Raw genomic sequence first — 11,915 nt, 5'->3', positions numbered from 1 at the left:
TCGCAATCAAGGCGCCGATTACGGCCGCATTCTTGTCGGCATCCAGGTTCCCGAGAACGACCGCGATGCGTTCAAAGACTTCATCAGCAACCTCGGTTACCGCTGCGCCGAAGAGACCCAAAATCCGGTCTATCGTTTGTTCCTGCGTTGACGGTCCGCTTCAAGCAGGCCGATTTCGCAGTGAATCGAGAAGCCGCGTATCACGGTGCACAAGTTGCTCACCGGCAACGAGAGAACGGGACTCGGGACGCCGACGTTGAATGGCGGGGCGGAACCGTCTACGATGCATTCGCACCATCATTCCTCTGCAATGGAATCCCACTTCATGTTCAATCGCTCCGATAGTAAGAACAGTCCGATCGGGAGTCACCGGCTCACGCGGCGACAATTCGTTGCCGCTGCTGGAGCCACGGTTGCCGCACCGACGATCGTGCCGAGTTCTGTCTTGGGGGCGACCGCCCCGAGCAACCGCATCAACGTCGCCATGATTGGATGTGGGAATCAGAGCCGAGTGGATTTGCCGAGCATGCTGCGACAGCCCGATGCACAGGTCGTGGCCGTGTGCGATGTTAATCGGGGTAGCGACGGCTATGCCCGGCCGGAACATTACCTGGGACGCGAACCGGCGCAGAAAAACGTCAACGAGCACTACGCCAAGCAGACACGCTCGGGCGAGTACAGCGGCTGCGATGCATACAGCGACTTCCGCGATGTGCTGGCCCGCGACGATGTCGACGCGGTCATGATTGTGCTGCCTGATCACTGGCACGCGTTGGCGACAATCAAAGCCTGCGAAGCCGGTAAGGATGTTTATTGCCAGAAACCAATGTCGCTGACCGTTCACGACGGACAGCAGATGGTCAAAGCGGTTCGCAAACATGGGCGTGTACTGCAAACCGGCAGCCAATATCGGTCCAATGCGGTTGTCCGCCGCATGTGTGAACTGGTTCGCAACGGTCGAATCGGCGAAGTAAAACGAGCGGTCGCCATCATCAACGGCAGCAGTGCCGGGCCCGGCCCGGGTTGGCAGGAAATGCCCGTGCCCGATGGATTCGACTACGACATGTGGCTGGGGCCGGCGCCCGACGCTCCGTACCACATCGACCGCTGCCTCTACCGATTTCGTTTCATTCGGGATTATTCAGGCGGCCAGGTCACCAACACCGGCGCGCACTCGACCGACATTGTCCAGTGGGCGCTCGGCACCGACGGTACCGGCCCTGTTGAATTTGAAGACCAAGAAGGAATCGTCTGGCCACCACCGGGACACCTCTACACGACCGCGATGAAGTCTCACTTCCGGGCACGCTACGCCAATGGCGTCGAATTTGTCTGTCGGACACAGGACCCCGGTTTCGGAGCCCGCATTGAAGGAACCGAAGGTTGGGTGCAGTACTCTGTCAACAACATGAAAGAGGTCGAAGCCTCGAGCGAGGCGATCAATAATTCTGTCATCGGTCCCGACGAAGTCCACCTGCCGGTCAGCGGGAATCACTACCGCAACTTCCTCGATTCGGTCAAGTCGCGACAGGACCCCATCGAGCCGGTCGAGGTGGGGCATCGCACCGTCACGATCTGCCACGCCGGCAACATCGCCATGCAACTGAAGCGAAAGCTACAGTGGGATCCCGACCGGGAGAGGTTCGTCAACGACGATGAAGCCAACCAGATGCTGCGTCGGCCGTATCGCAAGCCGTGGAAGATTTCAGGAAGTGAGAGTTAGGGTATCGGACACTTTCCCCGTGCCTGCCGCATGGTTGTTGCCACTGCTGACCATGGTCGACTCGTTTTCGGGTGCGGTCCAATCTCTTCGTTGACCGCCAGACACATAAGCGACTCCGATGCATTTAAATCGAATATTGGGCACGATTGCTGCAATCTGGGGAGCCGGTGGTGCCATCGCGATCTTGGCGTACGCGGTGGTCCGAATGGTTGGGCATACGAGAGACGCATTCATGACCCCATGGAATCTTTGGCACTATTTGGTGCTGGTCTCGTGGGCCGTGTTCATGGCATACAGCGAAGGTTATCGGGGTTTTCAACGGGGCTATTCACCGCGTGTCGCGGCCCGCGCCTTGTATTTGCGCCGGCGTTCGACCCTGTCGCGGTTGCTGCTGGCACCGTTGTTCTGCATGGGTTTCTTTCACGCACCACGCAAACGCAGGATCACGGTCTTCGTGCTGTTGATTCTGATTGCGTCAATCGTTGTCTGCTTTCAGTTTATTCCACAGCCCTGGCGAGGCATTTTGGATTTCGGTGTCATTATCGGGCTCAGTTGGGGCCTCATCGCCACTTTGCTATTCTTGGCCAAGTTTTGGATGTTGCCCGAAGTGCCTTTTGATGCCGAGGTTGTTGAACCCAGTGGACCGTAAATAGCAATTCCAGCAGAGGGCGTCCATTGAGCACATCCATCGCAGCAGGGTTTTCAGTCGCTGGACATTCACGGAACTAGCGGAGAAGAGTTTGTCCACAAATAGCACGAATGAGTTTCTCACGGCGCGACTGGCGTCGGTCGGCGGGATTGAAAGCGAAACGCGTCTACCCCCGTTGTTGCACCCACCAAGAAAGCGTCCATTTTGTTGTGACGCGTGCGTGGGCAAGGTAGGATGTGGGCTGCGCGACTGAAGTGCCTCTGCAAAGCGGTGTGCTGAAGACGTGCTGCCTCCCACCTTCGCCAGGTAATTCCCTCCCCTTCCAACCCACCTCGGAAAATGGCCATGCCCTCCTTTCCCACCCGCCGCTCGTTCCTGAAGTCAGCTACCGCGGGTAGCACAGCAATCGGCTTGAACGCCCTTCACTATTCGCGTGTTTACGGCGCGAACCGACGACTGGGGATCGCCAGTGTCGGAACCGGCGGCAAAGGCTGGAGCGACTTGAACGGTGTGGCTGCCAGTCCTGATGTAGACGTCATCGCGCTGTGCGACATCGACAGCTCCGCCAAGCACCTTGGTCAAGCGTCACAGAAGTACCGATCCGCACGACAATACGACGACTGGCGAAAGCTCCTTGATGATTCAAGTGACATCCACGGTGTGCTGGTGTCGACACCCGATTTCATGCATGCGCCGATTTCGTTGGCCGCGATGCACCTCGGAAAACACGTATTCTGCCAGAAACCTCTGACGCACACCGTCCACGAAGCGAGGCAGATGCGAAAGGCCGCCGCGAAGTTCAACGTCACGACGCAAATGTGCAATCAGATTCAATCCCATTCCGCCTATCGCACGGCGGTGCACATGGTGCACACGGGTATGATCGGAAAGGTCAAGGAAGTCCATTCGTGGCAAGGAGGGCAACCGTCCTGGCCCAGGAACATCCCCAGACCAAAGGGCAGCGATCCCGTACCCGAGCATGTCCGCTGGGACCTTTGGCAGGGCGTTGCGCCGGAGCGTCCGTTCAAGCTTGAAATGTATCACCCGTTCAATTGGCGTGGTTGGCAAGCTTACGGGACCGGACAACTCGGCGATTTCGGATGCCACATTTTGGATCCCGTTTTTAAATCGCTCAAGCTGACGTCACCCACCAAGCTCACGGCCGAGGCGCCGACACTGCTTGCAGAGTCATGGACCGATCGCGCGACGGTTTATTACGAGTTCCCAGGCACCGAGTATACGGCCGAGCCCACGCTGCGCGTCACGTGGTACGACGCGGCGGGTGTGTTGCCGCCGCGAGAGAAGCTGGGGGATATCCCCGCGAACTATCAACTCCCCAAGGCAGGCTCGGTGCTTGTCGGTGAAAAAGGTTCGTTGGTCATTCCGCACGTGGCGATGCCCGCGATTTTTCCCGAAGAGAAATTTCCTGCGAAGGAACTGCCGGTCATCGATGGAGTCGACCACTACACGCAGTGGGCCGATGCCTGCATGGGCAACGGGAAAACGACCTCCCACTTCGACTACGCCGGACCGCTGACCGAGACTGTGTTGTTGGGAACCATCGGCATTCGATTTCCCGGACAAGAGCTTGCCTGGGATGCCGACGCGCTCACGATCACCAACCATGCTCAGGCGCAAGAGTGGCTCACCAAGCCTTATCGAAAAGGCTGGGAACCAACCTGGATCTAGCGCTCCCTCAACTCTCAGATTGAGGAAGCCGCGAAAAAGCGGGACAGGTTGTGACTGACGGAGCGATGAATTGACCAGTGAGCCCACGGATGGCAGCGCGAATCCACGGATTTTTGGCACCCTGTCTTCCGTGGGTTCGCGCTGCCATCGGTGGGTATTGATTTTGATCGTTCGCCCGCTTACCGCTGTGGTAACTTTGGTGGTGACACCGTTCGCTCGGCGAGATACTCCTGCACCGCGGCGGCAAGGCTCGCACCGACCGCCCGGTAACCCGTTGTCGTGCTTTTCGGTGAGTTCCAAATCGTTTCCAAGCACAAACTCACGGTGTCCGCGTTTCCATTCATGCTGACCCAATTGGCGCTGATCTGTCGCCAAAGCGGGTGATAACTCGATCCGGTCACTTTGGGTTGACGACTCATCGGGATCATGGGCTTGATCTTGCTAATCTTTGCATAGGCAAGATCAATGAACCGGTCGCGTAGACTGATCATCGGTTCGTCGATGAGCTCTCGCGGCAGGATGTAGAAAAAACTGGGGTCGCCGGGAGCGGGATTGTGCAGGTCTAGAAAGACATCCATGCGGTCTTCTGCAATCAAGTCCGTGACCATTCGCTGCGCCGCCCGGGTCTCGTTCCAATGTGGCTTGGGTGACCAGTCGCGATTGTGGTCGTGCGGAAGTGCGTTCTTGCCGCCGTTGCCCGTTGCGGTGTTGTCCACGTCCATGATGGGGATGACATAGATGTCGGCATGCTGCCGGAGCCATGCTGCATTCGGATCGTCACCGGTGATCCATTCTGCGAACCCTTGAGCCACCCAGCTTGAACCGCTCTCCCAGGCATGTTGACGAGCCTGGACCCAGACGCCGAACCGATCTTTCGACTCCCGCTGGCCCTCTCGCACATGAAGCATTGGAACCGGGCGTCCGGAGCGGGAACGACAGAGTACCGTGGCAGTTGCATGAGATGAACGTTCGCCGACGTCTCGCACGAACTTCTCAGCGGTCTTGGGTGTGTAGGGCGGACCCCAGGCGACATACAGTGACGCCGCATTCGGTTTGAGCTTGTAGATCATCCACTCGCCCTGACGTTCGCCCGGGGCCGTGTGTTGCCAAGACTCCCCATCGATCGAATAGGTCGCCTGAGCCGGCATCGCCCACGAAGCTGCCAGCGGTTTTTGCTTTGCGATCGCAGCACTCGATCCGCGCAACCGCAACGTGATCTCTTCGTCGACTCCGATCCCGTCAATCCGGAAATACCACCAACAGGGCCAACCACGTTCGGGATCTCCCCCAGGCGCGAAACTTACACTTCGCTCTCGTTCGTTGATTTCGACGTCACGAACCGAAGCTCCTTCGAAATCGGCGACAACGACCAGCGGTTCATCGGCTCGGCATCGATGAGATGCCCCCGAAAGGCACGCGACTGCCAGCAAGGCAACAAACGCTCGGTGATTCATGGGACGTCTCGGTTTGAAGAAGAAACCCGCATGAAGACGACTTCATGACGGGCGCGAATGATTCCCAACAAGATACCTGAATCATCGTGGTCCCAGGCGATCCCCTGGCCCGCAATCGGTGCCGGAACCGTCGCGACATGTTTGAGTTCGCGATCGTCGGCCGGCACGTCCAGGACGTAGAGTTCCGCGTGGTCATGTCCGGTCACGAACAGTCGTCCATCTGGGCCGAACGCGCCACCGGAATTGCTATTGGGCAGAAAACGTTGAACCACCGATTCGGGGAACGACCACTCGCCTGTCTCGGTCCAGTCGTCGTCATAGCGAACCAGCTTGGTGCGGCGGACTTCGGCATCACCGTAGAATGCGAAAACGATCCACCATGCTCCCTGATGCCGATCGATCCAATTGATGGCTCCCTGTGATTCGGAAAACGGTTTTGATTCGAGGTGTTTTAGAGTCTCGGCCTCAAAGATCTCGATCGTGTTTTCGAGGGGGTTGGTTGGCCAGTTGGAATTCGCGCAATACAGACGCCCCTCGACGACGACGCCACTGTTGAGGTGCTGGATCCCGGAGTTTTCGGGTGCCTGCCAGCGAACAAGCCGTTTCGCCGACTGCTTGTCGTAGCGAGCGATCGTGCGGTTTGAAATGGCATAAAACGACGACGCATCGACGGCCACCGCTTGGTGCGCTTCGGCGATGCTCACGCGCCGCAGCGGCTGAACCGAAAGATCGGCTGCTGAGAGGTTCGCTTGCAAGACGGTCCAAGCGAGCAAGAGAGAGAATAGACCGATCGATTGTTGAACCATGCGAATCCCGTAAGAAGAAACTGACTTGGTTTGATCACCCGGCGGATGACCCCATTTCGGCATCAAGCCGCAGGTGATTGACGTAGGGTGGGAGCCGAGTGGATTCAAGGTGTTCGATCGATGAGCTTCATCATGTCGTCGGTGATAGGCATGACTTCAAAATCTTTGAAGAACATTTCGCAGTCGGTGCCGCCGTGCATTTGCAGGCCGAGCTTGCCCGTCTTCTCGCACGCTTCGTCGACGAGATCCGACGTGCAGAATCCGTTGAGTGTCTGAACCAGGCGGTCGCCGTACGCAGCGGTGCAGGTCGTGTTCCACTGGCCGTCTTTGTTGCGGACCTTCTCGACGAACTCCTCGTTCGTCACGATCCAGCCGCGACCAGGAATCTTCTTGCCGTCGATGACGCCGGCGGTGTGCCAGAGGGCGGAGTCCTTGCCGTTGTTGGCGATCTCATTCTGAAATCCACGCAGGACCCACGGGGCGCTCGTTTCTTCGGCGCGGAAATACAAGGCGCTGTTGCCGCCGTGCATCCGATACGTGACACGGGCGATGAAGTTGTCGTAGTTCTTGGTGGAAATGACGAGCCCGTCCTTGCCCTGGCTCTTGGAGTGGACGCCGTGCAGAACGCCGTCCTCGGTAAAGGACCATTCTTCGGGAAGAACGAATTTGGCATCAGCGAGTTGGTAGCTGCCGTCGTCCGCTTTGACGAAGAACGGTTCCCACTTGCTCTCGCCCAGATCCTTGATGCGGATATTTCTCCAGGCGACGGAGCCGGATTTCCCCGCGTGAATCTGCAGCCCCAGAAAACCCTTCATCGAGAAGCTGTCGAACAGATCGACGACCAGCTTGCCGTTCAGCCAGGTCTTGATGGACGGACCGACGCACTGGATTTCGACATCGTTCCAGTCACTTTCTCGGCAGCTTGCCTGGGCAGCGTCAAGGCGATCCTGCGGCGTGTAGGCATCGAGCCAGATGATGCCATGCTTGTGGCCGCGTCGCCCTTCGTCGTAGATGCGACCGGTCATGTCGCCGCCCGGGCGCATTTCATACTGATAGCCGTAAACACGTTGGCCATCGCCTTCCGGACGTGCGGCGGAGCGGAACTGGACGCCCGAATTGCCGGCTTCAAGGAATTTGTACTGCAGCTTCAGCACGAAGTTTCCAAACTCTTTTTCCGAACAGAGGAACGTGTTGCCCGGTGTGTTCGGAACGCATTTCCCGACGATCGAGCCGTTCTCGACTTCGTACTCCGCCGACCCACCGCGTTTGACCCAGCCGGCCAGGTCCACGCCGTTGAACAGGGAAACAAATCCCTCCTCGACGTCCGCCGCCGGCGCAGCCAAACTCATGGGCGCTAAAAGCCCGATCATCATCGTCGCTAAAAAAAGAACTCTCACCGTTGTTTCTCTTGAAGTTGGAAGGGGTGATTGGGAAAGCTGTCTCCCAAGTCGCTTAGGGACCGCCCGCATCTAAGTTACCGTTCGAAAGGAACGGCGCGAGCGGGCTGTCGGTTTAGTCGATGTGGCGAAATCAACGCGATGAGGTTAGCCCGACGCGTGAGCAAGGGGCGTCGCGTGGCCCCTTGCTAACGCATGCGGGCTAAAACCGACAGCCCGCGAGTCGTCCGGTGCCGCTACAAATCAATACCATGGCGTGACTCAACCGAGGCTGGCGAGTTACCGTTCGTTTTGGTGGTGCGGGCTTTCCAGTAAGTGCTTCTTCAACAGATCGTCACCGTAGTCGTTGCCTGGTTCGCGAAACACGGTGTGAATGTGGTTGACGGGGCCGGAGTTGCGTCCTGGAGGAAAGTGGTTGTCAAACTCGATGATCACCGTGGGGCCGTGGATTCGGTAGTAATAGGGCTTGCCCTCGGCCGTGCCGGCCCAGGCAAAATGAATCTTGTCCAAACCGGATTTCAAGATTCGATCCAATTGGAGATGAGCGATGTTGTGCTCGTAGTTGTGAACGTATTCGTCAATCAGAGACATCAACAGGCGTCGCTGGGCGGCGTTCAGCTCCGACGCCGGCAAACCCGTTGGCGTCTTTAACTGATCCCCGCGGGTCGGGCCGGTGATCACGTCACGGGGGGCCACAGTGTCAATGATTGCTTTGGCTCGCTGTTTGTCGTTTAGCGACGCGAAAAGCCGTTTCCCTTTTTCATCTTCCGCGTTTTGAACCATCCAGCCCGAGTACGTTCCCTCGGGCAGCCTGGCAGGATCCGAGCCCATGAATGCCGGTCGGACTGAAACCTCATCGCCAACGACCGTGATGTTGAGCGCGAGGTGATGCCCGTCGAGTTGCCACCCCCACGAATCGTCCTTCGCGGGATCGCCGAAGATGCCGATCCAGTAAAGGTCATGCCCAAACATCGGTGTATTGTTGGGGCGACGCTGCTCAGCCAGGCTCTTGAGGATCTCATCAAGATGCATGATCCCTGTTGTTTTCAGATAGCCCTGACTACTGAGGGTGCTTTGCAGCAATTGATGTGCGAGCGTCCGTTGTTCCGGTGACATCTCCTTGAAGCTGACCCCTTCCCGTTTAAACGAAGTTGCCGGGAGATTGCTCCATGCTCGACGTTCTTTATCGTCGAGCGAGAACATGGCCTGCTTTCGCAGTTCCGGGCTGAGACCTTCGAGGAAGGCAACCGCGGACTGACGCATCTCGGTGACGGGAGCCTTGTGTTTCTCTTCTGTCTCCTGAGCATGTGCGACTGTGATGCAGACTAAAACGCACGCGGCAAGGGAAAGCGGTTTCATATTCGGATGTCTTTGGGATTTGGTTTTGGAAACGGGACCTAACGAGCTTCGGAAAAAGGTAAGTGTATTCGAAAAGATCTTGATGCATCATGATACTGCCACTCGTGTCGCCCCACAGCCGCTGTCCAGCGAGGTTCGTTGCCGAGAAGCAGACATCTTGTACGATCTGGATGGAGTGTTCGACATTGCGGACTGGATGATCAGCCTACCTGAGTGAGTCTGTGTCGGTTCAAAGCCGCACGGTCAATGGACGCGTGACGAGTTGAACCTCAGAATGGTGGGCATCCGCGCGGTCACTTGCCTCCAGTCATAATCACCAAACCTAACCTACCAAATCTCGGAAGTCGCATCGTGCCTTTCACCCAACCTGTCGGGTTAAAACCCATCAATGCTGCATTGGCCAATTGCCGCTCCGTTTCCGGTCGGCTCGTCGTGCGGATGATTCTCCTGACCATTGCAATGCTTGCCTCGACCGCCACCAGCGTCGGGGTGGACGATCCAGGCAATTCATCCGGCGAAAAAAATCAAACGCGTGCCAAGAATGGTGTACGAGGAAGTGAACGGCGGTTGCCTGGCAGTTCCATGGGGCCTCCGATCTGCCTGAGCGCAAACAACCTGTCGATCGCCACGGGGCAACCTTCGCAAGTGCTCATGTCGAGCGGCTCCACGCACATCCCGGTCTGGTCATTGTCGGGTTCCACGGTGGGGCAGTCGGTCGCCGGACTCGTGTCGGGCTTACCGAGCGGTTGCGCCGCCGTGAAGGTTGAGATTGTTGTGACCACGACGGATGAGTCGACGAGCCCGATCGATGGTGATGTCTATCGATGCCACCTCTCGCAGATGGTAGAGGATGCCTCCTTCACGTCCCGGTATGTGCTGGGAACGCCCGTGCGAACGGCACTGCCGGCCGCACCGCTGTACACGCGGACCATCGTCCTGGAGTGCTACTATCCGGTGGATCCGAACGCGCCCCTGTGGGTGCGCATTCAGCGGGAGCCGGGCGATCCCGCCGACTCGTTCACCCACCCCACAGGCCTGGCAATGGTCAAGGTGACGCCGCTGAACGCTCTGCCGAAGCCGCAGGTCGTGCAGGACGTCAGTGGCTATAGCTCATGGCCGATGATTCAGGCCATCGGAGAGAAGCTGGTCTGCGTGTATAGCCGAGGCTCGGGGCATACGATCGCCGAAGATGCGCGCGCTGTTTACGCCCGCACCTCCATGGACAACGGAAAAACGTGGACGGCGGAAACGGTTGTCGCCGACACGCCCAACGGCGGCGAGGTCGCCATCGGGAAGGGCCTGGATTCCACGGGAGCGATGTTCCTCTGGGTGCGTCGAATCGGATCGGAGTGGAACCACGACCTTTACCGCAGCACCGATGGCGTGACGTTCTCGCTCGTGGCAACCCCGAAGCTCGACGTGATGCCCATCCAGATCACCGACATCTTCAACGTCCCCACCGTCGGGCTCATGGCACTGTGGTTTGCAGGGAATTACGGTGATAATGGCCCGAGTCACTCGTGGGGCACGCTGACCAGCAATGACGATGGCACAACTTGGGTACAGACCACCATCGAATCCGGGCTGACCAAACCGCAGTGGCCGACCGAGCCCTCTGCTGTCTATCTTGGCGATGGCAGGATTCTGGCAGTTGCACGGACAGAACAGGGAGGCATCTCCACGGCGCGATCTCAATTCCAAATGGTCTCGACTGATTTTGGTGCCACGTGGACGCGGACGCAAACAAACATCGGCGAGGTCCTCGCTTCGACGCCCAGCCTGATCCTCGATGCCGAAACCGGTTTGCTGAGCAACTACTACTACCAGCGCGGGCGAGGGATCCTTCGTCGTCGAGTCGTCGATCCAGACGACGTGTTCGACAATCCGCTCAAATGGCCCGATTCGGAGGCCGTCGCCACGGGCAGCCGGATCACCTTCGACGCGGGCAACGTGAACGCCACCGCGATCGGGGGCACACACTACCTCGCCTTTTACTCTGGCGAGGCTTCTGACACGGCAGTCTTGGTATCAGTGCTTCCGGCACCGACTGCGGGAGATTAGCTTCTCGACGTCCGGTGTCTCGATGGACCGCACAAGATGCGTGTCGACCGGGGCCGTGTCCGCGTCGCACGTCCCCGTCGCTTCGTTCGTCGTGTTCTCTCTTCCCTTCAGTTCGACGTCGTCTTGCTTAGATACGTTGTCAATGTACTGCTTGATGTTGGATTTTGGCTTCAACCCGCATGGCAATGACCGCTATCTGTTCACGCGAAAACGCAGCTCCATCAAACGTGGCAAATCTCGCGTCTCCTGATTCCCCTCGGATTGTCGCGTCAGGATTGTCAATGGCACATCGTTTGCGTGTGAGCCTCGCATCGATCAAGCGAATCGATCCGCCACCCCTGGCAGACGCGGCTTATCGAAAAAAATGAGCACAGGAGTGCCACCGTGAAACTTGAAAACAGTGTCACCGTGGTTGAAAAGCAGTCAGCCGCGCCGACGTGGTCCGAGGAGCCTTGGGATCGGGTGAAAACGGCGATCAATCAGCGGCAGCCGCATTTGGATTCGCGCGACATGAAGACGTTGCCGCGAAATGTAAAGGCAAGCAGTCAGGGAAACGATTTAAGCGAACGTAAGTGAACGAGGGATGTCCGATGAGAACGGATGGGTTTGATATTTTCGGTGCCAGCGACATCGGCAAAAAACGTGAGGAGAATCAAGATCATTTCATGGTTGCCGATTTACGGCGTCAGCTTACCGTTCGGCAAACGGACATTCCGGAAAAGCAAAACGCGGAACTGTTCGGGTGTCAGCAAGGAAGCATCATGGTCGTGGCCGACG

10 protein-coding genes and 1 pseudogene are annotated in these 11,915 nt (G+C 58.0%); 7 read left to right on the top strand and 4 right to left on the bottom strand.

Features of this window, described 5'->3' with window-relative positions; genetic code table 11:
• From ABX749_RS07515 to ABX749_RS07500, 4 genes are all read left to right on the top strand, one after another.
• On the top strand, positions 1–151 hold a 151-nt coding region (locus tag ABX749_RS07515), incomplete at its 5' end, for a hypothetical protein (protein WP_372895430.1).
• A gap of 174 nt (positions 152–325) precedes the next feature.
• The gene (locus ABX749_RS07510; protein ID WP_372895429.1) at positions 326–1,723 is read left to right on the top strand and encodes a Gfo/Idh/MocA family protein; all 1,398 of its coding nucleotides are present in this window, start codon (positions 326–328) and stop codon (positions 1,721–1,723) included.
• 118 nt (positions 1,724–1,841) lie between these two features.
• Positions 1,842–2,372, top strand: coding sequence for a hypothetical protein (locus ABX749_RS07505; RefSeq protein ID WP_372895428.1), 531 nt, complete (start codon positions 1,842–1,844; stop codon positions 2,370–2,372).
• A 339-nt stretch (positions 2,373–2,711) separates the two neighbouring features.
• Entirely contained in the window at positions 2,712–4,061 is a 1,350-nt protein-coding gene (locus ABX749_RS07500; RefSeq protein ID WP_372895427.1) for a Gfo/Idh/MocA family protein, read from the top strand.
• A 179-nt stretch (positions 4,062–4,240) separates the two neighbouring features.
• Here the strand turns inward: ABX749_RS07500 and ABX749_RS07495 are convergent, their stop codons facing one another.
• The 4 genes from ABX749_RS07495 to ABX749_RS07480 all read right to left on the bottom strand — a co-directional run bounded on the left by ABX749_RS07495 (position 4,241) and on the right by ABX749_RS07480 (position 9,077).
• Positions 4,241–5,515, bottom strand: coding sequence for a M14-type cytosolic carboxypeptidase (locus ABX749_RS07495; RefSeq protein ID WP_372895426.1), 1,275 nt, complete (start codon positions 5,513–5,515; stop codon positions 4,241–4,243).
• Positions 5,512–6,321: a hypothetical protein gene (locus ABX749_RS07490; protein WP_372895425.1), complete on the bottom strand. Its 810-nt coding sequence runs from the start codon at positions 6,319–6,321 to the stop codon at positions 5,512–5,514. Before ABX749_RS07490 ends, ABX749_RS07495 begins: the two co-directional genes overlap by 4 nt.
• Positions 6,322–6,425: 104 nt before the next feature.
• Positions 6,426–7,694 (bottom strand): DUF1080 domain-containing protein, encoded by a 1,269-nt coding sequence (locus ABX749_RS07485; protein WP_372895424.1) that lies wholly within the window; start codon positions 7,692–7,694, stop codon positions 6,426–6,428.
• A gap of 303 nt (positions 7,695–7,997) precedes the next feature.
• The gene (locus ABX749_RS07480) at positions 7,998–9,077 is read right to left on the bottom strand and encodes a DUF3500 domain-containing protein (RefSeq protein ID WP_372895423.1); all 1,080 of its coding nucleotides are present in this window, start codon (positions 9,075–9,077) and stop codon (positions 7,998–8,000) included.
• Positions 9,078–9,159: 82 nt separating this feature from the next.
• Here ABX749_RS07480 and ABX749_RS07475 point away from each other — a divergent pair, with 82 nt between their 5' ends.
• The 3 genes and pseudogenes from ABX749_RS07475 to ABX749_RS07465 form a co-directional block, all read left to right on the top strand.
• Positions 9,160–9,294 carry a hypothetical protein gene (locus ABX749_RS07475; RefSeq protein ID WP_372895422.1) on the top strand — a complete coding sequence of 45 codons (135 nt, stop codon included), beginning with the start codon at positions 9,160–9,162 and terminating at the stop codon, positions 9,292–9,294.
• 134 nt (positions 9,295–9,428) lie between these two features.
• The gene (locus tag ABX749_RS07470) at positions 9,429–11,138 is read left to right on the top strand and encodes an exo-alpha-sialidase (protein ID WP_372895421.1); all 1,710 of its coding nucleotides are present in this window, start codon (positions 9,429–9,431) and stop codon (positions 11,136–11,138) included.
• Between the two features lie 590 nt (positions 11,139–11,728).
• Positions 11,729–11,915: pseudogene (locus tag ABX749_RS07465) on the top strand (hypothetical protein); the annotation flags it as partial.

This window comes from Stieleria sp. (assembly GCF_041595215.1).
GTDB lineage: Bacteria > Planctomycetota > Planctomycetia > Pirellulales > Pirellulaceae > Stieleria > Stieleria magnilauensis.
The sequence above is the reverse complement of the archived record's forward strand: the minus strand, read 5'-3'. Positions and strand labels throughout refer to the sequence as shown.